Genomic DNA, 24,267 nt, shown 5'->3' on the forward strand with positions numbered 1-24,267 from the left:
AATCACCAAAGAAGTGGGGCTCGCTCACCCGCAGCCCCTACGGCTTTCCAAATGCTGCTGGAGCTAGCTCGAAACGACCTGGCGACCTTTGTCGGGTTGGCCTTCTCGGCTGTTGATCGTTCGACCTATTTGCCCAATTGGCACATCCGTGCGATCGCCTACCAACTCCAGCGGGTCGCGCATGGCCAGTGCAAGCGACTGATCATCACGATGCCGCCCCGTTCGCTGAAATCAGTCACCACCTCGGTCGCCTTCCCGGCGTGGCTTCTCGGACGCGACCCGTCCAGGAAACTGATCTGCGTGTCCTATTCGCAACCATTGGCCGTCAAGCACGCGAACGATTTTCGAAATGTCGTCGACACTGCTTGGTATCGGTCGATGTTTCCGACCTTCAAGATCAGCTCGCGCAAGAACACCGAGAACGAGCTGCAGACGACGCTTGGCGGTGGCCGATTGACCACCTCCACCGGCGGCCAGCTGACTGGCCGCGGCGGCGATATCATCATCATCGATGATCCCCTGAAGGCAGAGGACGCATATTCCGAAACAGCACGCACCAAATGCGCCGAGTGGGTCCGAACGACTTTGATGTCGCGCTTCGACAACCCGGCTACCGGCGCCGTTATCCTCGTCATGCAGCGTCTCCATGTCGACGATCTGGCGGGTGTCCTTTTGGAGACGGGCGGCTGGGACCACCTCAACCTCTCCGCAATTGCCGACGAGGATGCGCGAATTCCAATGAGCGCAAGTCGTTGGCACGCTCGCAAGATCGGTGACCTGCTCCATCCTGCTCGGCTCGGAATGCCCGAACTTGACAGGCTCAAACGCGACCTCGGGTCGCTCGCCTTTTCAGCGCAATACCAACAGTCCCCTGCCCCGGCGGATGGCAATATCGTCAAGCGCGCCTGGTTTCGCTACTACGACCCCACTCAGCTTGAGCGGCGTTCGATGACGATCGTGCAGAGCTGGGATACTGCACTGAAAGGCGATCCGAGTTCCGACTACTCCGTCGGCACGACTTGGGCAAAAGACGACAACAACTACTACTTGCTCGATCTCGTTCGCGTCCGGGCTGCGTACCCCGACCTCATCCAGACGGTCAAAGGGTCGATCGAGAAACACGAGCCGGACATCGTCCTCATCGAAGACGCCGGCTCGGGATCAAGCTTGATCGCCGACTTGGACTACCAAGGCATCCCGTCAAGGCCCGTGAAAGCTCGGACCAACAAGGAGAGCAGGCTTTCGCGCGTCTCTGCAATGATCGAGAACGGCAACGTGCATCTGCCGAAAGACGCGCACTGGAAGGACGATTTCATGTTGGAGGTGCTTGCCTTTCCGAACGGCAGGCACGACGACCAGGTCGACTCAATGTCTCAGGCGCTGATCTGGATGAAGGACGACAAGCCGACGGGCGGATTCTACGTGGGGAGATTCTGAACTACGCTCAGACACCTACCTAATGTTGCGAAGTTCCTATTTTGCCGATTGATAGACGAGTGCCAGCACCAGCAAGCAAGGCGAGCAGGACGTCCTGGACGCTGCCCCACGTGGTGTTCGTCACCCACAACACCAGCACGCCGACGCTTGCGATCCCGGCAAGCGCGATCAGGTTTGCGATCCAGTCCCAAACGTTTAACTTTTCGGTGAGTTCACCTAACGACGCGCCGGCGGCCGGCTGAAACGTAGTATCGGGCACCGTGAATACCAGGGCACTATCGGCTCCTAGGATCACAGGCACATCGCTCGCGACACTTTCCAGGCCAGAGAGACTTTGAAGGACCTGTGACAGATCCACCGCTCTGGCCAAAACCGCTGTGGTTGGCGGCTGGATCGCCTTCAAATCTGTCAGAACCCTCTGCAGGTCATCCAGCTTGCTCTTTTGCTTGGCCGAGCGCTGCGGCTTGAGGGCGCCCGCGATCTCCCTCTCAATCTTGCCCAGCACCTTCGTCGCGGTCGGCGCCGTTGTCTTCTCCAGCTTGTCGGTTGCGTCGGCGAGCGCCTTGGCCCGGGTGACGGTTTGCACACCGCCGTCCGCGACCCCAGCCATTATCGGCTCAAACGCCGCTTGCCTTAGCCCGAGGGCGTCCTTCCACTCAGCTGTCTCACCGTCAACGCCCAAATAAGCGATTGCCGGCGCAAGGCCGGCGGCAACCTTGTCGTAGCGCTGGGCTGCATCGAACAGCGACTGAAAACCGGAGAGCTCAAAGCTGAGTTTATCTGCGGCAGCGGTAATAGTCTCACCCTTCCATTCCGTAGAGTCGAGTGCCGCAGACAACTGTTGTGTCAACGGGATGAACGTTTTGGCCGCTTCGCCTTTGGCCTGCGCCGCCGTCTCCAGCAACGCATTCGCGCGAGTGAGCAATGTTAACCGTTGCTGATAATCATCTGGCTTGGTCGATGCTTCCTTGCCAGCTACAATCTCAATATCCAGTGCTTTGAGTTCCAGAACGAGTTGCCTTGCCCGCCTCCCGACGGAAAGCTGACCGGTCTCCTGGGCCAGCTTCTGCGCATCTTCCCGCAGACGTGCTAGGTCGATGCGCCGGTTTACCGTCGGCCGCCCCGTTGTGCGCCAGTCGGTTACCAGCGCTCCGAGTGCTACTCCCAATGCGACGACAATGCCGGCCAGCCACGCCGAGGCGCGAATATCGACGCTGACCGTTCGCGCTGACTGTCCGCCGCCCCTGCCCGGCAGCAGCACGTCGACCCAATAACTCCCAGGGGAAAGGCCTCTCGGCAGTTCGACGTCGAAGACGCATGACTGGCCGGCAAGAACTTCGCCGGCGCAGCCATTTCCGACCACCACCGGTGCTTCCGAGGTCGCGGCTTGTGTCTTGGCGTCGGTGCTGCCGGTGAGCATCTGCCCTACCAGCGGCGCGTCGACCTCGACCGTATCGCCGCTCGCATTGCGCCCGGTAAGGCGGACCAAGTAGGGCGAAGACGTTGCAATGTCCGGAAAAGTCAACCCGATGTGCACCAGCTTCGGTTCCAGGAGAAACGCCGCGTCAATCGCTTTTATCGTGCGGGTGATGCGCACCGGATAGCGAAGCCTTCCCGTCTTTCCGGAGACTTCGATGAAGGTCTCGTAGACACCGGGGCGGGCAAACTCTCCGCTGACCTCGAATGTCGCAGTCTCGCCTGCCTTGAGCTTGAATACGCCACTCGGCTCAGCGGCGTGTGGATATTTGATCCATTCCGCCTTGACCGTGACCTCCGTCGTGTCGTGGCGAAACTCGGTGCCAACCGTGACTTCGGCGTCGACATCAGGGTCGTTCTTCAGCGTTATCGAAGCGCGCCCGTTGGCAGTTGTAGTTGTCGCCGTGACCGTATCGCCGGCTGCGTTGTCGACTTTCTCTATAGCTCCGGCCGGAGCGGCCGCCAGCGCTGCAACCGCTGCCAGCGACAGGATCATCCTCCGCCAACTTAATTTCAAGCTCAATTCGCCCTCCCGCAACAGTCAAAGGCGATACATTTTCAGCGAGGTTTTTTGTGATTTTATCTTTGACGCCGCTATGTTATCATCCCGCAGTATTCAGTCAATCTAGACTTGCGCGCAAACTGCCCACTCTGCAGGGGTTGACGCATCGGCTGCGATGGGACGGCGTTCCGCGCCTCCGACCAACCGCGATTGGATGCGGCAAAGCATAACACCGCAAGTTGGCTGACCACGGCGTGCACAATGATATTCTTTCTGATTGAAACCTGCTCTTGACTTAGTCAGTTTTATTGCAGTAGCTTTCTCTAATGGAGAAGTAGGCGACTTGCATGAACAATGTAGGCAAGGGACTGGGCGGTCGTCGCCTAGTGGTTCGCTTTGCTTGGCTTGCGCGTGCCTCTGACCGCATTACTCAACGTTCACTGTATGGCGCCAAGCGGCCTGGAAGTTTGCCAGGACTGCCCAGCCCGGGATGAGCCCTCCGGCCATAGTGGGCACGATTGATCTCACTGGAGCACCAGCTAGAGAGGCAGTTGATGTACGGGTTCGGCTTGAGGACACCACAATGATGGACGGCCCCTCAGAGGTCATCGCCGAGACGCTGGTGCGGCTAGAGCCAGATGCGCCAATGCCGGCGCCTTTCAGGCTCCTTCTTCCCGACGAGCGGCTCGATCCGCGCCGGCAATACACGCTGACTGCTCGCGGCAGGCGCGCTCCAGGCACCGAGTTCCGCGATTGCGGCACGGTTGAGGCCTTTCCTTGGAAGGTTGGCACCAAGACGCGCTATCGCCTCGCCATGAAATGGTTCGACCGGAACTGACAAAATCCAAAAGTCAATCGGTCGAACCGCGACACGAAACGAAGGCTTCGAGAAAGCGGCCACTAGGGAGCAAGAAGAGGAGGCAGGCATGGCTGACGGCGAACAGGGTGGCGGTAAAGAGCTCAAAACGACCTTCATGATGGTGGGCGGCACGCTCCGGCCTGTGCAGTACACGGTGCTTGACGGACTGGCCGTCGTAGAGGGCTGCGTTGTCATAGGTACACCCGAGGAAGCTGAAGCCAACCTGAAGGCTGTGCAAGACCAACCTGGTCTCCTGCGAGCGAATGCGGAGACGCAAGGGGCGGCAATAAAGGGGCAGGGATTCCGCTGGCCGGACGGCAAGCTGATCTACGAGATCGACCCTACGCTTCCCAATCCCGAGCGGATCGATCAGGCGATGGCGCATTGGAAAGAGAAAACGTCGATCAACTTCGAAAAGCGCGACCCGGCCAATCCCGGACACAAGAATTTCGTCCGCTTCGTGCCGGGGACAGGCTGCCGTTCGGCGGTCGGGATGCGGGGCGGCCAGCAGAACATCGTGCTCGGCCCGGAATGCACCAAAGGCAACGTCATACATGAGATCGGTCACGCGCTCGGACTTTTTCACGAGCAGAGTAGGGGCGACCGCGACGCCTTTATCCGCATCCGTTTCGATCGCATCCAGGAAGGCATGGAGCACAATTTCACCCAGCATATCCACGACGGCATTGATGTCGAAGCCTATGACCTCGGCTCCATCATGCATTATCCGCTGACCGCGTTCTCAGTCGATGGGCAGCCAACTATCGAGTTGGTCCACTCCTTTGCCGGTGTGGTTGGCCAGCGCGAGAGCTTGAGTGACGGTGATCGCAAGACGATCAAAAAGCTGTATCCCAAGAAGGTTGACCGATGACGCTGGTTTTCGACCGCACCGACCAACTCGCCGGCCAACCGCAGACACATGCCTTCCTGCTCGGCGTAAGCGAATACAAGCATCTTCCGGGAATGGAGGAGCCGGCGGACGCGGAGAGCTTCGGACTGAAACGGTTGGCCTCTCCGGCGCTGAGTGCCTGGGAAGTCTGCCGTTGGCTCGTCGGGCATGCGGATTCTCTATTCCGCCCGTTGGGGTCGATCCGGCTGCTGATGTCGCCCGCCGTCGACGAGGTGCGCAATTTGACTCCGATCGCTGCCCCGAAAGGCGTCCAGGTGGTAAACCCGCAAGGCATCCAAACTGCCGCCCCAGAAGGAACTCGGATCACGGCAGCAGGTGTTGAGCACGCCGACTGGACAAGTTTCGTCAAGGAAGCGCTTGCTTGGCGGGAAGCGGCCAAATCCGATCGCAATGGGGTAAGTCTTTTCTATTATTCCGGCCACGGTCTCGAACGCTCCGGCCGGCCGTTGATCACGCTTGCGGATTTCACCGACCCGCTCGCTGGGGGCAAACTGCAGCGCTCCTGCGAGGTAATCGCCAATTTTGTGCTTGGCATGGCTCCCTCTCCCGGTTTCGAAAATATCGCCAGGAACCAATTCTATTTTGTCGACGCCTGCCGAGAGCAGGTGCTGGACCCGGTAGGGCTTAGTGCTCAACCAGGAACGGTTTGGGATGTACTGCCGGGGATTGACGACCGCGCCACGCCCACTTTCATGGCCTCTTACCCAGGTTCTCGAGCACTGACGATCCGCGGCCAGCCGACGGATTTCTGCCGGGGCTTGATCGAGGCTCTCGACAAAGGCGCTGAAAACGTCGACCAGGAGGATGCCGCGAAACGCTGGCTGGTTGACAGCGTCACACTCAGCACCGCACTGGATACGTATTTCGAGCGGTTGGGTACCGGGCAATACACGCCGACAAGCGGGTCGATTTTCAAGCGACCGAAGCTGTGCTGGCTTCCAGAACCGCCTTCGGTCGACTTCCGCGTAGCCGTGAGCCCGGACATGGCGGTCAGCAAGACCGAAATCTCGCTCACCAACCGCGGGACCGGCCTGATAAAAAGGATTCCGGCATCCACAGCGGACCATCCTTATCAGGTAGAAATGCAAGCTGGTATTTATGAGCTGCTTGCCAAGTCCGACGGCACCTTTCCAGACCGCAGCGACTTTCAGCTTGTCAATCAGCAATTGCCGGTATGGTCGGTCGTGATGGGTTAGCCATGGGCAGGAAGCTCCGTCTCCAGGTACCAAAGGGCTTCGAAACCGTACGTGCGCTGGTATCGATCCTTGCGAGCGACCTCACGGTCAAGCGTTCGACCACGCTCAAAGAGGCGGCGGGCGGCATCGTGCTCGATCCAGGCGTCTATGCTGCACGCGCGGTGCTGGCGGATGGCCGCGTGCTGCAGGCGGCTTTCCAGCTGGACAAAGGCAGAAAGGAGGCAGTGGTCGAACTTGCCGCCATGCCGGCGCGACAGCCGCTTGCGGCTGCTGGTTCGTCATTGCAGCGAGGCGAGGAAAGCGATGTCCGTCAGGTCGACACGGTGCTGGAGAGCGCGGTTCTCAACCAGCTTGCGCGGCCTTTCGACGTACCGACGCTGGAGGTCCCCACAGATCTGATCTCTCCCCTCGAGCCGCCGTTGCTATCGCTGGCCACACTCGATCTTGACGGCAATACTGTCGGGGCAGAGTTTCCGTTGGTGGCGGATTCGGCAGGCAAGGCTGTCGTTTCGCGAGATGCCAGCCCCCGGTTTGTCAGAGCACGGTACCCTGCCGGCGAGTTGCTCGTCGCCGCACCTACCAGCTCCAGCGAGTCGGCGACGCTGGTGCTCACGCCTGGCAGTCCGCGGGAAGTCCACATCGACCTTGAGGACGACGATGCGGATCTTCTGCTCGCCTACCTCGACGGTCGTCGGGTCGAGCAGCTTTCGCAACTCGTCGAAGGCTACTGGGAGCGCTCGCGCGAACTCCTCGAGCACAAGTACGAACACCCGGTGGCAGCTGCTATCGGTGCGTATGTGATGGTGCTTGTCGGTTCGCCCCATCTAAGCGAGGCCGATTGCCTCTCGTCTGGCAACTGGTTGGATCGCTGGACCAGCAACCTGTTCTACGACTTTCCCTGGTTGGTCGACGGCCTATGCATTCGCGGCGAGATCCTGGCCAGGCGCGGCGAGCACGAGGAGGCTGTCGAGCTGTTTTGCCAAATGCCCGGGCGCGGATTGCCGATGTTCACATTCGGCTTCCGCTTTGCGCTCGACCGCTTGAGCGGCTATCGCAATGCCGCCGCCAAAGGGTTGCTAGCAAAGGACCACCTGACGCGCATTGACGTCGTCCTGAAGCGATTGCAAAGGCTCGCCGTGACGGTTGACTTCCGCCGCCCCGTGCTGAGTTCATGGCGCCCTTCTCCTGTAACTGGGCAGGCCGAGATGGGCACGCCAACAGCTGGTGACCCACCTAGTCAGGACGTCCCCCGGCGCACGGTTTCCGGCCCGACTGTCAAGGAATTGCAGCCTCGGTCATCCGCGACCGTGGGCCTGGCAGGCATCAACGCCGCATCACCAGAAGTGAGGGAAACTTCGATGACCGAGGCATTCGAGCGCGAACGCAGGCGCAATGCGCGCGCTTCGCGCAACGAGGAGTTCGTGCAGCGGCTGCTCGCCAGGCACTCCGAGGCGAGTGCACGCTACCGGGGCATGCTCCAGTCGGCTTCCGCGGTGGAAGAATCTGTGCTGGATGAAATGGACTCCGACGCGGCCGGGCCCTCGGCGGCGGGCCGCGAAGCTGTCCTGGAAACGATTGTGCGCAAAGAGCGCCCGGTGCTTTTTGTTTCCAACGATTGGCTGGACGTTGTCAACGTCACGACCTTCGGCGTCGAGGCGGAAGAACTGGTGCGCGACCTCAACGCGCGCCGCACCACCTTGCAGCCACTGATGCCGCTGGTCGGACGCATCGATGTGACCTCCTTCCCTGGCGCCGATTTCGTTGGCACGGGATGGTTCGTTGACAGCAACATCGTCGTCACCAATCGGCACGTGGCCGAGTTGATCGCCCACAGGGACGGCCGCAGATATGCTTTCACCCGCGGCGTCGGCGGAACGATCGCAGCCTCGCTTAATACTCTGCACGAGTTCGACGACCTCGCCGTCGACGCTGCGCGCGCCTTCGCGGTGGAGGAGGTGCTCTACATCGAGCGTGATCCGGCGATCGACATCGCATTCCTCAGAGTGCGTCGGCGCACCGACGGCGCGCGCCCAGATCGCATCGCAATTTCAGCAGCCGATGCGGTTCCGGATTCTTCGGTTGTGACCGTGGGTTATCCGGCGCGCGCCTCCAAACGTATCATACCCGACCAGCAGTTGATGGAGGATCTTTATCGCGGCCGCTATGACGTCAAGCGAGCGGCCCCCGGCCTGGCACTGCCGCGCGACGGTGCCTCCTGGCGCCACGATTGCACCACACTCGGCGGCGCCTCAGGCTCGCCTGTGCTCGATCCCACGACCGGGATGGCAGTAGGCCTGCATTTTGCCGGCCTCTACGAGGAGGCCAATTTCGCTGTCCCCGCTTCGATCTTGCGAGACTACGTGTCGAAGAAGCGCTGGACGACACCGCCGCCGGAAATCGAGACCTCCAGCCCGCCAAAGCCACAAATGGCGGCTAAAACGCAGGCGGCAGTCGGCGCCACATCCGCGCTCAGCGCGGGTGTAGTGAGCATCACCATTCCGCTCACCATCTCCGTCAGCCTTGGGCAGCCGGCTGCCGGAACCAACACAACCGCAGCTGTGGCCACGGTCGGCAATTCGGCCACCGAGGCCGAAGCCGCAGTCAAGGCGTTTTGGGCCGCCAGGCCAGACGGCGTGATCGCCGCACGAATAGGATTTGGCAGTGTGGCTGGCGCAATCGGCGATCAGCCTTACATCGCGGCCGCTGCGCCTGCGGACAAGTTGGCCGAGGTGACACGGCGTGGGCCGGCAAGCTTCGCTGGCTACGAGGTGCGCTATCAACCGGCCAACGCCACAGAGATGATCGACGGCCTGGCACTTGCCGAGTCGGTCGATAGCATTTCCTATGACGACGACGCCCGAACCGGACCGGCTTTCTCATTCGATCAAGTCAACGAAGAGATGACTGTCAGGGCACATGTGGGGCCGGAATATTCCTGGGACGAGCTCAAAGCCTTCCTGTCAGGTGACAGTAGCGAGCTTGTCTCGGCGATCTATGAATTCCACGCACCACAAATCAAGGACGCCATTGAGGTGCGGCTCGATAGCGGTGCGGCGCTGACACTGGTCTGTGACAACGTTACCTACGCTCCCGTCAAGAACCCCAGAGAGGAGTTCGATCGAGACCGCGTTTTCAACGACTGGAACAACCGCTTCCACGGACATTTTCAGCGCGTCGTGCCGCCGGAGGGCCGCGCGGGGCTGATTTCGGACGCTTACCACATCAAGGTAACCGTAAAAGACGATGAGAGCTTCTGGCTGTCTTCGGGGAACTGGAAGGCTGGTTCGAGCCAGCCCGTCATCACTCAGGCCCAGCGCGACGATGCGGCCCGCGTCGATCTGCCGGGTAATCGCGAGTGGCACGTGGTGATCGAAAACGCCAAACTGGCCGGCCGCTTCCGCAGCCACATCCTGCAGGATTTCCATCGTTCACAGGACCTCGGCGGCGGCGAGCGGCCGCGACAGCGCGAGGCGTCGGACATCCTTGTCGACGTGGCTCTCGACCAGCAAATCCTGGAGGAGCGCCCGCCGCCCAGCCGACTGCTCGAGCCCAGAACCTTCTCTGGCCGCATTCGGACTAAACCCCTGCTCACCCCCGACCAAGAAGGGGCCGTCTATTCAGAGGCGGTGCTGGAACTGATTCGGTCGGCACGCCAGAGCCTGCATTTTCAAATTCCCTATATCGCAATGCCATCGAACCCGAACGCGGATCGCGGCTTTATTGATCGGCTGATCGAAGCCCTGACAGACAAGCTCCTGTCGCTTCCGGACGCAAAGGTGATCCTGCGCTCGGGCGGGTCGAAATTCTCCGCCCCTACCCACGCTGCGTGGTTCTTCAAGTCGAAGGGCGTGGATATCGAAAATCGCCTCAAGCAGATTGAAAACCATCACACCAAGGGCATGGTCGTCGACGGTAAGCAGGTGCTGATCGGGAGTCACAACTGGAGCAAGCCGGGCGTGACGCTCAACCGCGACGCCTCGCTCATCTTCGCCGATCCTGACATCGCCAATTATTTCGAGGAGGCGTTCGATATCGACTGGCAGCGCGCCAGCCGTATTCGACCACGCGAGTTTAGCCGCGAATCCATCCGTGGGGCCGTTAGCGATGCCCCTCCCCAGGGGTTCATGCGGATTCCGCTGTCGGAGTTGCTCAAGGACGAGGACTAGGCACGAACGAAGGCGAGCGTCGCCGCCGCTTGTCTCCTTTTTGGGTCACGACTGGCGACGCTTTTCAGATCAAAGCCAACTTGGAGGGGAGCCCATGCCGCCTGTGATCACCGACAACAACTTCCCTGGATCCGATGACGGACTGGCCGTTCCCGTGCGGCGCCTTGTCGATGGCCCTTTCGGGCTTCGCATCGAAAATCTCGATCGAACCGATCCACCAACGCCCTACAAAGCAGGCGGCGTACCGCGCTCCGGCGCCTTTAACACCAACGTGCTGACGCTACCCGTCGGCGGCGGCATGCCCGAGCTTAAGGTGTTGTGCAAGATTTCCGGCTTTGATCCTTCCGCAACGCCGATCCTCTGGCGGCTGCAGACCAGGCATGTGCTGGGGCGCTTTCAGCGCAGTGGCGGCACGAAAAATGATCCGAGCTACAAGTCCAAGGTCGTGTCGCTCAGCGACGAATGGCGCGGCCAAAGTAGCGCACCAGGCTTCACGCTGTTTGCGAAGAGCGAGGCTGCGGCCGATCATGTCGGCGGCGGCCACGCCATCCTGAGCGTCGCGGTGAAGCCGCCGGGCGCGACCGCTTGGCTGCAGGATTTCACCCATTTGCGCATCGTCGGCGCCAATCCGGACCGTGATGCAGTGAAGGTTTATATCCGTGCAGCGTTACCCAAGCGCGACGCTAATCTCTGGTCGATGCTCGACGCGATCTTCGCCTGGGAGGCCGGCTACAAGCAGTTCCGTCCCAAGAGTTACTCCGGCGACATATACAAGGGTGTCTCGTTCAAGTGGCCGGCCGATCCTAGCTGGTTTCCGCTTTCATCTTTCGACTTCGGCGTCGGACTTTCTCAGTTCACCCACCCCGACCAGTTGACCGCATCGATCGCCTGGGACTGGCGCGACAACATGAGTTCGGGCATCAACATCTTTCTCGATGCGCTTCGCTCGAGCCACAAGCCGGGCGTCACCTGGATCGACTGGGCCATTGCCGGCTGGACACGCTATAACGGCAGTGGCGATTACGCTGCCAAGCGTGCCAAATCCGATGACGGCAAGCTGGTTTCGACCAAGGCCACTCCGAACAATCTCGATCTTAAGGCCCTCACGTCGAAACTGAAGCTGATCAAGGCACCGACTTGGCCGGCCTGGCCAGCCGATACGCTATTTGCCAGCACCACTGCAGTATTTGAAAGCGTTGCCGGGGTTTCGCGCTCAGGCGTCGAAGCGATCGTCGAAGCAGTCAGCGCCCGGGTGACTGACCGCGACACGCTCCTCTGGGTGTGGCCGCAAATCGAAGCTGAGGTACTCTCGTTCGATTCGCACTTGGAAACGCCTCTCTTTCCCGGCATCGACGCGGAACTTGTCGAAGATCTGCGCAGCCAACTCAGCCGAGCGGAACTTCAAAGCGCCCTGCAGCATGCACTCGTCACTGCCCTGCAGCAAATCGAGCGCTCAGCGAGCCGAGGAAGAATGTCCGGCCCAACGCTTGAGTCAACGATGGAATTGTCAGATGCCGCGGCCTCAGGCAGCGCGCAGGCCGAGTGGAACAAACTTTCGATATTCGTCAGGAAAAACATCGGACGCGGTTTTGCGGGATATATAGCGGTCCGAACGAACCTGCTGAGCCAATTCGGCGCACCCAATGATCCGGATAAGGCGATCAGGCGGATCAATGCTTATTATGGACAGTTAACCGGTGCCGCATTTCCAAAGCCCAACACGTCGGCGCCTGTACATCCGGATCTCAAGGCGCGCCTCGACAAAGGGAAGGCGCTGGCGGCGGCCAAAAATGCGTCGGCAGCGGTCGCATCCATCGGCAAGATCGGCGGATTCAATATCAGACCGAATGCCAACGATGGCAGCAAGCTGAGCTTCCACTCCTTCGGCTGGGCGGTTGATATAGACTGGGATTTCAACCCCAATATCAAGAGGGATGCCCTGCCCCTCGGTCTGATAAAGGCGATTACCGGTGTCGATCTCTACGGCCCCGAAAGCACCTCGCTGCGGACGCCTGCAGCGTATGACAAAATGTTACCTGCGGCTCAGGTCCTTTCCAAGGCCAACACGGATTTCAAGGCGGCCTTCGCGTCCGCGTCGGGTCTGAAAAGCGCTATGGGTGACGCCGTCAAGCGGCTTTGCGGGATCGCTCTATCCTCCGTTGACCTGATGACGATCAACGAATTCGCCACTGCACAGCCGCCTAAACTGGACAAGGTCCAAGGCGTACTCACAGGCCTCGGTGTGGCGTCGGCAAAAGCGAAAGCCGCCGCCAAGCTACTCGTCGATGCGGCAAATCTTTTCCGGCGTGCGGCAACTCAGCACACGCCGATCGCCAACGGGGCGACAGATGCGACAGTAGCCCATTACGGGTTCTTCAATCATGCGCCCGAGTTGGTGGCAGCACTGTCGAGTAGCGAAGGCGCGGGGCTGCGCTGGCTCGGCGCTGCGATTGGAACCAAGGACTACATGCACTTCGAGTTGTTCCCGCCAGATCAGCCGAAGCTCTTCTGAGCGCTGTGGGTTTTTGCGGCACAGATAGAGATGTGCCTTGGTCGCACTCAGGGAACCCTATCTTGAGACCCTTGGACCATGTCGCTAATCGCGCCGGCGGGCAACCAGTTCGCTGCCGCGATCATTCCTGAGAGATTAATAATCCTCATCATGCATCACTGGCTGGACCAGTTGCTCTACCGTCGCGGCCAGAACGGTGTCCAATGTTTAGGCGTCAGCGGAAAGAGCGGCGGCCTCGCCCAGTTGGATGGTGATTTGAAGCGGAACGGACAAGCGAACGGTGGCGCCTAGATCGGATAAACCGGCAGCGGCGATCGGTTGTTTCGGCTCGTTTCCCTTTCCTGAGCCGTTTCGCGCGGCAGTGGCCTGGACCTCCCCGGTGCGTTCCCAGTAGCCATGATATGGGCCGCCCTGTGGCTGCGGATTGCCTTCAAAAGTCACGCCGGCGTCGACAATCCGAGCATCCTTGGCCAGTTCACAGGCAGGCACACCGCAATTGAACTTGAGGTACTCGCCCGCAAAATGTAGTCCCATGACTTGACCGGATCCTGGATCGACGATCGCTGATCCTGAATTGCCGCCAAGCGTGGAAGCGTTGTGCAACATCGTGGGAACGAGCTTGTCGTAACTCTTATAGTCGAGGCGGGCTTGCCGGGCAGTTGCCCCCGAGCCGCCGATGGTTCCGGGCTGCAGGCGCTTGACTTGAAAGACACCGCCGAAGACCTGGTTCGTGACGTCGAGCGGATTGCGCGGGTCGGCTGCCGGATAGCCGATGACAACTATGTCTTGATCGAGCATGTCGTCCGGCGCCCGCAACGACAGCCGCAGCCGGTCATGCCCCTTGGGCAGATCGTCGATACGAAGCAAAGCCATGTCCCAATAAGGGTGGACCATGACGACCTCCGCGACCGGGAAGAGGCTTTGCTGCTTTTCGTCGACGTCGCTTTCCGCCTCACTTTCGGCTTCCCTGAGGAAGTCGACCTGCGTCTTCATGTCGGGAATGAGCGAGATCCTCCTGCGGCCAAGGCCGGAACTGAACAGCTCCGCCACGTGCCGGTTCGTCATCAGCAGCCCCTCGCCCACCAGAAAGCCTGTGCCGGCATAGGGAAGGCTCGGATGACCGGGGATCTCGATCCGGCAGACCGCGGCGATAGCCGGCTTGAGAACGGAACGCACCTTATCGCTGTCGATATGTTTCCAGGTGGCGTTGTCGATGCGGTAGTCGCCACCCTGTATCAGAAACGTGGGCCGCTTGTCGGGAATGATGATCGCCTCCAGGGCGAATGCCTCGGCCTCGTTGAGCGGCTGGCCCTCCACGATCTTGGTTGCCGCCGCTTCGGCGTGGACCTGCCAACTGCGTGGTATCGTGCCGGATGCCAGGGTGTCGCGCGCTTCAGCCGTGCCTTCAAGCGCGCCTTGCGGCACGATGGTTCTCAAAAATTCCCGAGCGTTGTCCTGACGTGCGTCCGACATGAATACTCCTCATCGAACCTTCTGTATTACCGCATCTTCGCCGCCGTTGTTTTGGCCCACACATTCTAGCTTGGTTGCTTGCCCTCGTCGTCAGAATAGTTAGTCCCATTGGCCGGACTGTATGGCTTTGATTGCGGGGTGAGCGGCCCAGGCTGAAAGCAGCACCGCCTCGTTTTGCATCCCCGGGCGACCGAAATAATGTAACCCTATCGGAACGGTGCTGCCCATCGCCACCAGCGGGCTGCCGGATGAGCCGTTGGTCGTGCTGCAATCATGCGCCAGCACATCGGCATCAAGCTGACCGATAAGCTTGCCTGGACTGAAGCGCTTCGTGCCGTCGAGAGCGCCGAAGGACAACGCGACGTTTGCGGCGTCGTCCTGGAGGTCCGCGATCGGATGCCCGACCGTATAGACTATCTTGCCGGACCGGTCTCCTTGCGTTGGCGGCACAAGCTCGAGCTTCAGAGGCTCGGGCATGGCGAACTCCGTCGACGGCGCGATTTGAAAGACGGCAAGGTCCGGATGCTGCGAGGTCTCCACGTGGAGCACATCTTCGATGGGCACGCTGATATGCTTGTTCGCATCGCCGATATTGCCGTGCTCGAAGCGGAAGGCTGCGGTGAAACATCGCCCGCTCGCCATGCGCCAGCGATCCCGCGGGTCGCTCGGCGACAGACCCGGCTTGCGGTAACAGAGGTTAAAAGCAACGTGGGCGTTGGTGACCAACGTGTTTGTCGCGGCAAGCCACCCGGTGCCGATCGGGGCGCCGTCGATCATGATCGCGGCGACGCTCGAGCAGACCTTTTTGACGCGCACGCGCTCGCCTTCGAACCTATCGCGCCAAAGACCGTCCAAACCATCGTCGATGGGGCGGATGTTGACTAGATAGTCGTCATCTTCGACATACCAAGAGACGCGCTCGACCGCATTGATGACAGCTTCGAGGTTGAGAAGTCCATCGGTACTGTCATCACCAAGTCGCCCCCCGCCCTCGGCGACGTGTCGAATTGCCTCGATGCCGCTTGCGACGATCTGCTCCAGTGAGGTCGCTGAAAGCGTGTTGGACGGACCGTCGAACGGAGAGGCGCGTCTTATCAACGAAGATCCGGCTGCCTCAATTGTCATCGATTCGCCATTCGGCTTTGTAAGCAACCCTCCCGGCGCGATCTGCTTAAGCCGTTCCTCTAGGCGCGCTGCTTTCGCATCCAGAGATTCTGGATGCCTTGGGCCGGAGCCGCGAGAGCTCATTGTTTGCCCCTCTGCAAGCTGTCTTGCAAAATGGCTTGGATCGGAATGCCTTGATTGTACCCTCCTGACCTGTTTGCTCCCTGATGCAGGGAGATCAACGAGCACTTAGGCAGCCGGTAGACGCCTGACCCTGACGTCCCCGCCTCTGTATCCGCGTCGTATCGCACACGCGTCTGTGCGCCGTCATTCTGGACTGTCTTTCCAAATGAAGCACTCAGACGCTCCTGGCCTGGATAATGCACAACCAATATCGGCACCCCCGCCTCGAATGGATCGATATTGGCTGGCTTTTCGAAACACCGCTTCTGGCCGTTCGTCAACGCCGGATGCGCCGCAAGCCTCACCAGGGCATAGTCCAGGTCCTTGGTGGGCGATGAAGCGGCAGCCTTGCCATTGGCAGCCTTCGGACTAAGGGCGATCACCCAGCTTTCACTGGCGGCAAGTGGAGCTACCACACTGGATTTATCAGTGCTTGAATAGCCGAACTCGCAGGCAAATCCTGCGGGGGGCATCATTCGCTTGCCAGTAAAATCAGGGCCAATCACGGCCTCAAGCACATGGCAATTGGTCAAGACGAGATCTTCGGCGACCAGAACGCCGGTGCCTATCGAGCTCCTACTCTCGCCCTGAGGTAGGATGAAGCGACAGGTTGCCTCCTTGATCTCCGCCAAGCGCTTCAAAAGATCATCGAAATCGACGATTCCGAGCCGGTTGGCGGCGCCCTGAAATTCGAAGCCCTGTATGCCGGAGATGGAAACCTCGGATGCTCCAACTTCCACCAGATCGGCTAGGTTGCGAAAGGTTACCGACCCAAGTTTGATCAGTTGCAGTCCTTTTACAAGAGACCCTAGCCGCTCATTTTCGACCGCCAGAGCAATGAGATCACTGAGCCGCTGCGCAGCACTCTCAGCCGCAGGCAGTTCACTATCTTTCCGTGTTAGGGTATCGAGACTGTCACTAGGCCGAAAGCCCATCGAGATAGCACGATCTATTTCGGTACGCTTGCAGTTGCGCAACAAGATGCCGGCCAGTACCTTTTGCTTGTCGGGATCGAGCGAATTCCAATCCATCACACCCTCCGTTGCTTACAAGACTTGCGCGACCGTTCCCATAGCGTTACACTTTTTAGTGCTACTATCCCAGGAGGGCGGTCGCGTGGTGGCCTGGTACGGTCCAAGTATTCAGAGTCAGTTCAGCCAGGTGCTGGAGCGGGCTTTCCCAGACATTGGCGTGTTTAATGCCATCATCAAAATTGAGCCACGCCCTCCCCTTAACCTTAGTTCAACTATCGCAAAGCCAGACGAGGATGGAAATTTCCAGGAAGTCGACCGGCCCGCAATTTTGAAAGATATTGCAGCTAAATCATATAAAAATCCGGAAAATATGCAGAAATGGTTGGAAGTAATTTCCGACAGATTTAAAGGCCAGCCTTTGGTCAAAGAAAAAATAGACAGGCAAATAGATTATCTTACAAAAGAGAAAGAAAAGGGAGCTTTGTGGATTATTGATGACAGTAATGGAAATATATCGGTATTAAAGAGTGAATTTTCAGACGCGATAAATCTTGAATTGTACGTTACTAAGTATTATAGAGAAGACGAGTTTACGTCGATTGCGGACCGAAAAGTCCAGGGAAGTTTCGACGACGAAAGGCCCGACTTTGAATACGCGAAATGCATTGTAATTTCTTGTATGCAAGGACTTGATGGTCCAGCGGGGCATGTGATCAGAAACATCTTTAATCTGGCTCTTGATGCCGCAAGTGACAGAAGATCGTATCCGAAGATAGCCTTTATCGGAGCCAACAAAGATCGATGCGATTCATTCTGGAACGAACTTCAGTTGAAATGGGATTTCCAAGTTTTACCGTTTCTATTTTTGTTTAACACCAAGAATCGGGTCGAGTTAAGAGCGCAGAAAGCGAAAGTGAAGAAATTTTTCTCGACAGCAGAACCAGATGAAGAAGGCGATATAGACATTAAAATACCATCAGGTTATGTAGAATTAGGGACAGCAGATGATCAGGTTTTGGCTAAAGAGGGGGTTGCACCGTCAGAGCTCGAGCCCATAGTCGCTTCGCCGCCAGGCGACCAGCATAGTCCAAAAGAAACTTTGGTTCCCGCGAATCCAAGCGCCGACACTTCAGGCGTAAAGCCCTTGCCCGCTGAGAACGACCTAGTCATTGTGGTGGGCGGAAAGATAACTGCCGAAGGCGATCTGGGGCGATTCAACGCGTTGAAGGAGGCGCTGGGCCAGGACAACTCGTTGGCGATCATCGACCCCTGGGATGACGGGGGTGAGGAATTAACACTTCATAGCGATCTCCAGGCGAAGTTCGATACGGCAAAAAATCCGCTGTTGATTGAGCATGTCGGCGAGAAGGATTTGGAAGACAAGGCAACTGCCTTTGAAGATTATCTCCATCTGTGCAGTTTAAGGCCGCTCGGTCTATTGAAATCATTGGTCGCCAGGGCCTCGGAGCGTCGATTGCTCTGGAAGCCCGACAGCACGCGATCCAGGAGGCAGGACGGAGTTGAAATTAATAATGATACTCCGAAGGACTTCGCACTACTGGTTCGTCGGCGCGCTGGACTGGAGAAGGCTGAAAGTCCGAAGGCCTTTGTCGCGGTAGAGGAGGTGATCGTCGACGGAAAGTTGGATACCAAGCTCAGGAAGGCGCTCAAGAGGCATCTCAGCCTTCTGGTGGGCGGCAACGGAGAACCGCCGGAGGACGAGTGCGTTGTGCCATTCTCATTCCAAGTCGCCGGAACCGATGACCCTTTGTACGAGGCCGCCCTAAATTTTGGGCGGCGCCCCCAGAAGAACATTGTTGCCACTTGTGATGTTAGCCGGGGGACACGGCGCCTTGAAGACTACCTTACGAGTATCACCGCCCGTATCCGCGACGGGGTGGCAAAGGGTTTCCGGGATAAGGGGGACCTGTTTCCAGATCGCATCTTGCACATACTTGTGATGATAGAAGGCAAACGGCTTGATACCGAACTGACTGACCGTGCCAATGGAAACTGGCGAGTGGTGAAGTTTCGGCAGGAGGCGGGTGAATATCAGCCCGACGAACGTGCTTTCAATGGGGCGAAGGCATGGATGAAAGCTCAATTGGACGCCTAGACGGGAAAGACAAAACGCGATTTCTCGCCAGATGACGATATCGGATGCCCTCATCAACGTGAACCAACGTTCGTCGTCAAGGAAGGCGGCTTTCCGCGCCAGCAAAGCCTTTCGCGCCAGGAAGGCCGCCTTCCGTGCCAAATGGCGTGAGGAGGCCAGTCGGCCACAGTCGACGAAGGTCAATCCATATCCCGGGCTGCGCAGCTTCAACGTTAACGAAGCTCACATTTTTCGTGCACGGACCAATCAAATCGAAGCATTGCGTGCGGCGCTCGGCGGGACTTCGGCAAATGGCAACGCCCGGCATGTGATCATGGTGATTGGCGGATCGAGTTCGGGCAAGTCTTCGATCGTCAAAGCAGGGCTGCTCGCCGACATTCATTCGCTGCGGATGAAGGATGGCGGGGGGAACTGGTATGTCGCCGAGTGTCGGCCCGCCGAACTCCCTATGCAGGAGTTTTTGTCTGCACTGGCGACGATGATCGTTGGCGCGATTTTCCGTGAGGTTCAGGCTCAGGAACCGAACCTTACCGAGAAAAGCCCAAAATTTGTGAAGAAAGTCAGGCGGGCGCTTGATGTGATCGAGGCGCATGTTGCTCCGTCGACAGGCCCTGGCGACCTTCGCGCTACCGCCACACAAAGTGTGGAAGCGCTCTTAAAGGTACGGCTGTGGAGCCCTCGTCATCAAAGGCAAACAACCTCGGTCGCGCCAGCTCTGGCTCTGTTTGTTCAGGAGGAACTGGAGAGGTTGGACCGTCACCTCCACCCACGTCGCGCCGGCCCCCCCCGTCTGCTGGTGAGCATCGATCAGTTCGAGGAGATATTCCGCTGTCCTGACAACTCGGAAAAGTCGGCGATTTTCGATTTCATCCGATTTGTCGATCAGGCCGAGCAGCAGGGAGCGCCTGAGCTTTATCTCGTTGCCTCAATGCGCAGTGAGGAACTCCACCGTTGCTCCGAGTTGGAAGGCATCTCGGACGTCGTCAATCGCTCTGTCCACCTTGTGGAACTGGTATCACATGACAATGTGAGGCAGGCCATCATAGAACCTGGCAGGCTGACCCTGCAAGGCTTTGATCTCTTAGACAGCCTGGGCGTCAACTGGCCTTACGAAGAGAAAGCCGTCGATGTCATTGCCGACTCCTACAATGAATTTGCCGGTGGCAAGGCGGACCACCGCGCCGACGCGCTCCCGCTCTTACAGCACTTCCTCAGACTGTTGTGGGACAGTTCGGTCGGCGCATGGCTGAACGAGGCGAATGACGACACCCGCCTCACAATCGATAGCGCGTCGTTGTCGGCCATCCCCGAATGGGAAGATCTAGTCCAGAGGAGGCCCGCAAAAAGAAGAACTGCGCTGCCCCCCGACGGCCCTCCCAAAGAGCAAAACCGCCTCGCTCGCGTCCTCAACAGCCGTGCCGATACGGTATACGGAAAGGCGATCAAAGCCTGGTGCAAGGTTGCCGGGGATCCGTCGCGCGAGACACAGGATTTGGCGCGGACGGTGCTCAAGGGCGCGTTTATTAGCATGGTTCGCCAGGATGATCGCCGCAGAGTGGTTCGCGATTGGCAATCGGTCGACGAGATGCTCTCGGTCTCGAGTGAAGTGGAAAGGCTCGTACCGCCCAACGGCGAAGGCCAGCAGGTTGAGCGAGCGGCCAGGTTCGAGAGGCCGCTCATCGCCGCGCTGAGGGAGTTTGAGTACGCTACCCTGATTGAGAAGCGGACCGACCCAGGCTCGCGTGAAAGCGGCGAACCTGTATCCAAATATTCTGTATTCCACGAATCTTTTATCCGCAATTGGAGGCAATACTCGGATTGGGTGGAGGAAGCGGGCAAGGCCTCCAACATTCTTCGTGTGGTCTACACAGCACTGAACGCCCCCCCGAAAGTTCCCGTGCCAGAGGATATCGTCACTGCCAGCGGCGAAGCGGACCTAAGCGCGGTGATCGGCGATATGGAGGGGGACGCGCAGCTGGCTGTCCCTCCGGTTGAGAAGTCTGCAGCATCTGAGCGGACCGTCACTCGATCCGGTTGGGCGAGCCAGGAATGGATCAGTAACGAGATCCGACGTTTCCAGACAGCCAGCATGCCGTTCGATGCATCCCGATTTCTCGCACAGCTTCATAGTGTTCGCACAGGTGCGAGCCAGGCCCGCAGGAAGCCCTTCGAATTGGCCACCCAAGCTGCTCTGGCTAACGAGAGAGCTGCGAAGGCCGAGACGGAGATGGCCGCGGCACAGACCAAAGCTGCCAACGCCGAAGCGGAAAGAGCAAGAGCCGAAAGCCGAGAAGCCGAGGCAAAGGCCAACGCCGCAAAGGCTGCGGCGGAGACGGCCAGCGCCTACGCAGCGACGGCTGAGGCCGAAAGGAAAGCGGCAGTAACCGAAAGGTTAAAAGCTGAGCGCGACAAGAAAATAAGTCAGAGACGTCTTGCTGTCGTTTCTGCCATTTCCTGTATTCTTGTATTTTGTTTCGCGGCAATATACTATCTAAATGGACAAAAAGAACTTAATCTATTTAGATTCACGATAGCAAAAATCGGACTGGTTGGGTTCGAGGCAACTGAGATAGGTGGGGGCATTAGCAGACCCCTGTATAGAGACCGTGACCTGTGGCTTGCGCTAAACGCACTCGAATCCAGCGACGACTGGAACGGCGCCGACAGCGAAATCGACAAAGAGCGCAACAAGATGCGGGGCAGAATCATGCATCGCGCGCGCCAGGTGCTGAGCGATCTCACTTTTGTGCCAGTTGACTCGACTTTCGCCCAGAGCACAAGCCAATCCCTTGGCGGAGGCAACTTTAAACACGAAAAGGCCACATGCCTGTCGCCTTCTGCCGGGAAAGAAGCGCTTTTCAGTAGAAAGGACGGGCGCACCGGACCCACTGAGGTGCGTTATACATTCCACAATGGCGTCCTGCAGTACGCGAGTGGGAAGTCTGAGGAGTTTCGCGATTTTGATGGTGTAAACGAGCTTGGATCGATTTCGGAGCTTTGTGCCTCCAGCGACTCAGCAACGATGTTGGTCATAAGCAATAAGGGCTCTCAACCTCTTCAACCATATGTCATATTAACTCAGTGGAACCAAACGACAGGTAATAGTCCGAGGTGGTATCTGCAGGCTTACGCAACTCGGCCGCTTCAATCATGGTCCTCCCTTGCATTGTTTACAGATTATCCGATAGATTTAACCAATATAGAAACATCATACTACGTAAGTAACGACACTGTGGTCGGCTTCGTTGTCCCTGTCAAAAGCATCCGCAAAGGGTCGCGCGAAGTGGCAAATGTCGGACCGCAGATGGGCGTCCTGTGGACGAATAGGGGCTACTCGACCCAGATGGTCGACTCGGATGCCTTTGGCAAATTTGAAACTCTCTCCCCTGCTTGTGGAGTAGGCGGATTGCCAGAAAGCCGGGAGTGCAGGATTGCGAAACAGGTGAGTACAGTTGAAAAAATCGTCGGAAAGTATACTGAACTCTCTTCAAACGACACGGCATGCGTCGACAACTCTGAGTATTGCCAGGTCCAGTTGCAGGTGTTTGAAGGTGATGATCCAAATCCGGTAGATGAGTTTAATTATATCGGTAGGCGACCTGTGAATTTTGATTCAGACGGAAATTACTTGTGGATTCAGAGCGACGATCGGATTGTACGGAAATTTGATCGGAGGCCCCAGGTGGCCAAGGATCTAATCGCTTCCCGGTGGCAGAACCTGACTTGCGAGCTAGGCCGTAATATTCTCGGGCACTTTAATGACACGTCGCTGGGTGTGAACGAGATTCCGCGCTTCTATCTGCAGAAACTTCCGCCATATCCAGACGGACAGGATTGTCATCCTGCTCAGGCAGGTTCCCCATGACACCGACACGCAGCCTCGCCCTGTTGGCCGCACTGGCGGCGATATCGACTGACGCCAGGGCCCGCGAGGCCGTAGACCCGCCGCCGACGCCGGCGGTCGAACGCCTGTCAATCATTCGCCAGCGCTACCTCGATACTCTCGGCTTGAAGCTGCAGCCACTAACCGACGAGGAGATGCAGCTGACGCAGTTTCCGAATTTTCCCAATTTCCCGAACTTCCCGAATTTCCCGAATTTCGCGAACTTCCCCAATTTCCCCAATTTCCCGAACTTCCCCAACTGGTTCAACGGATGGAGCAATTTCTGAAGGCGGGTGATTTTGCGGGCGTGACCAGGCTGCTGATCATGCAGCCGACGGCGTTTTGTAATGTCGACTGCGACTATTGCTACCTGCCGCATAGGGGCGACCGGCGGGTGATGAGCCATGAGACCGTAGCCGCGGCGGCCCACTTCATTTTCGAGGCCAATCTGCAGGCCCGCGACTTCACGGTAGTCTGGCATGCCGGCGAACCGCTGGTGGTGCCGCCCGACTGGTACGCCGAGGCTTTCGCGCGCGTGGCCGCCGAGGCGCCTATGGGCTCGTCCGTCCCGCACGCGATCCAAACCAACGGCATGCTCATCAACGATGCCTGGTGCGATCTTTTTCTGGCGCATGGCGTTCGCGTGGGCGTCAGCATCGACGGGCCCGCCTTTCTACATGACGCCCGCCGGCGCACCCGGTCGGGAGGCGGCACCCATGCCAAGGCGCTGAGAGGCTTGCGGCTGTTGAAGGCCCGGGGCGTCGCGCTGCATGTCATCTGCGTCATCACCAATGCCTCGCTCAGCCATGGGCGCGAGCTGATGGAATTTTTCCGCGACGAGGGCATCGAGGACGTTGGCTTCAATATCGAGGAGGTCGAGGGCGCGAATGCCGGCTCGAGCCTGGCGCGCCCGGGTGTGGTCGACGACTTCCGCGCGTTCTTCGAGACCGTGCTTGTGGAGTCCGACAGGATGGCGCCCCTATTGCGCGTGCGCGAATATCGAAACGTCCTGGCAATGCTGAGGCATCCAGGACTGGGCAGCGTGTCGGCGAATTCGCAGAACATGCCCTTTGCGATGGTGACAGTCGGCGTCGGCGGAGAGTTGTTCACCTTTTCGCCGGAGCTTGCGGGGCTATCCAGCAAGACCTACGATGACTTCATCATCGGCCGGCTGCCGGATGCGACGCTCGCATCTGTTCTCAAGAGCGCCTCCTTCGAGAAACTTCGCTCCGATATCTGGCAGGGAATAGCCCTCTGCCACCAGTCCTGTCGGTATTTCACAATGTGCCTGGGCGGCGCGCCCGTCAACAAACTGTCCGAGTGCGGCACCTTCATCGCCACAGAGACCCTGGCCTGCAAGCTGACGCAGCAGGTAATAACCGACGTCTCTCTCGAAAGGCTGGAGAAATCGCTGGCCAGCCCAGCGGCATAGCCCAACCTTCTTCCACCTATGTCCGTTCTTTTCATCATCTGGCC

Annotated in this window: 14 protein-coding genes; 10 read left to right on the forward strand and 4 right to left on the reverse strand. The window is 58.7% G+C overall.

Going from position 1 to position 24,267, the window contains the following annotated elements; genetic code table 11:
* Nucleotides 1-51: 51 nt before the first annotated feature.
* Nucleotides 52-1,437, forward strand: coding sequence for a phage terminase large subunit (terL, locus tag CK230_RS21925; RefSeq protein ID WP_245430015.1), 1,386 nt, complete (start codon nt 52-54; stop codon nt 1,435-1,437).
* A 19-nt stretch (nt 1,438-1,456) separates the two neighbouring features.
* On the opposite strand, the gene CK230_RS21930 is transcribed toward terL, so the two are convergent.
* Complete coding sequence (locus CK230_RS21930; protein WP_210201490.1) at nt 1,457-3,436, reverse strand: hypothetical protein; 1,980 nt, start codon at nt 3,434-3,436, stop codon at nt 1,457-1,459.
* 469 nt (nt 3,437-3,905) lie between these two features.
* Between CK230_RS21930 and CK230_RS21935 the strand changes: the two genes are divergently transcribed.
* From CK230_RS21935 to CK230_RS21955, 5 genes are all read left to right on the forward strand, one after another.
* The gene (locus CK230_RS21935) at nt 3,906-4,253 is read left to right on the forward strand and encodes a YbaY family lipoprotein (RefSeq protein ID WP_095819236.1); all 348 of its coding nucleotides are present in this window, start codon (nt 3,906-3,908) and stop codon (nt 4,251-4,253) included.
* An 88-nt stretch (nt 4,254-4,341) separates the two neighbouring features.
* On the forward strand, nt 4,342-5,145 hold the full coding sequence (locus CK230_RS21940) for a M12 family metallopeptidase (protein ID WP_095819237.1): 804 nt from the start codon (nt 4,342-4,344) through the stop codon (nt 5,143-5,145).
* Nucleotides 5,142-6,380, forward strand: coding sequence for a hypothetical protein (locus CK230_RS32620; RefSeq protein WP_141246070.1), 1,239 nt, complete (start codon nt 5,142-5,144; stop codon nt 6,378-6,380). The genes CK230_RS21940 and CK230_RS32620 overlap by 4 nt, the downstream gene beginning before the upstream one ends.
* 2 nt (nt 6,381-6,382) lie before the next feature.
* Nucleotides 6,383-10,546 (forward strand): phospholipase D-like domain-containing protein, encoded by a 4,164-nt coding sequence (locus CK230_RS21950; protein ID WP_176480174.1) that lies wholly within the window; start codon nt 6,383-6,385, stop codon nt 10,544-10,546.
* Nucleotides 10,547-10,640: 94 nt separating this feature from the next.
* Nucleotides 10,641-13,058: a hypothetical protein gene (locus CK230_RS21955; protein WP_095819240.1), complete on the forward strand. Its 2,418-nt coding sequence runs from the start codon at nt 10,641-10,643 to the stop codon at nt 13,056-13,058.
* 207 nt (nt 13,059-13,265) lie between these two features.
* On the opposite strand, the gene CK230_RS21960 is transcribed toward CK230_RS21955, so the two are convergent.
* The 3 genes from CK230_RS21960 to CK230_RS21970 all read right to left on the reverse strand — a co-directional run bounded on the left by CK230_RS21960 (nt 13,266) and on the right by CK230_RS21970 (nt 16,849).
* Complete coding sequence (locus CK230_RS21960) at nt 13,266-14,531, reverse strand: serine protease (protein ID WP_095819241.1); 1,266 nt, start codon at nt 14,529-14,531, stop codon at nt 13,266-13,268.
* 99 nt (nt 14,532-14,630) lie between these two features.
* On the reverse strand, nt 14,631-15,779 hold the full coding sequence (locus CK230_RS21965; protein WP_095819242.1) for a trypsin-like peptidase domain-containing protein: 1,149 nt from the start codon (nt 15,777-15,779) through the stop codon (nt 14,631-14,633).
* Nucleotides 15,776-16,849 (reverse strand): serine protease, encoded by a 1,074-nt coding sequence (locus tag CK230_RS21970; protein ID WP_095819243.1) that lies wholly within the window; start codon nt 16,847-16,849, stop codon nt 15,776-15,778. The genes CK230_RS21965 and CK230_RS21970 overlap by 4 nt, the downstream gene beginning before the upstream one ends.
* A gap of 85 nt (nt 16,850-16,934) precedes the next feature.
* Here CK230_RS21970 and CK230_RS21975 point away from each other — a divergent pair, with 85 nt between their 5' ends.
* The 4 genes from CK230_RS21975 to grrM are packed head-to-tail and all read left to right on the forward strand — an operon-like array spanning nt 16,935 to nt 24,223.
* Nucleotides 16,935-18,908, forward strand: coding sequence for a hypothetical protein (locus CK230_RS21975; RefSeq protein ID WP_141246071.1), 1,974 nt, complete (start codon nt 16,935-16,937; stop codon nt 18,906-18,908).
* A gap of 31 nt (nt 18,909-18,939) precedes the next feature.
* Nucleotides 18,940-22,773 carry a hypothetical protein gene (locus tag CK230_RS21980; protein ID WP_095819245.1) on the forward strand — a complete coding sequence of 1,278 codons (3,834 nt, stop codon included), beginning with the start codon at nt 18,940-18,942 and terminating at the stop codon, nt 22,771-22,773.
* Nucleotides 22,770-23,078 carry a hypothetical protein gene (locus CK230_RS21985; RefSeq protein ID WP_095819246.1) on the forward strand — a complete coding sequence of 103 codons (309 nt, stop codon included), beginning with the start codon at nt 22,770-22,772 and terminating at the stop codon, nt 23,076-23,078. The genes CK230_RS21980 and CK230_RS21985 overlap by 4 nt, the downstream gene beginning before the upstream one ends.
* Nucleotides 23,063-24,223 (forward strand): cyclophane-forming radical SAM/SPASM peptide maturase GrrM/OscB, encoded by a 1,161-nt coding sequence (gene grrM / locus CK230_RS21990; protein ID WP_095819247.1) that lies wholly within the window; start codon nt 23,063-23,065, stop codon nt 24,221-24,223. Before CK230_RS21985 ends, grrM begins: the two co-directional genes overlap by 16 nt.
* Nucleotides 24,224-24,267 lie beyond the last annotated feature (44 nt).

It is taken from the genome of Mesorhizobium sp. WSM3859, assembly GCF_002295065.1.
Classification (GTDB): Bacteria; Pseudomonadota; Alphaproteobacteria; order Rhizobiales; family Rhizobiaceae; genus Mesorhizobium.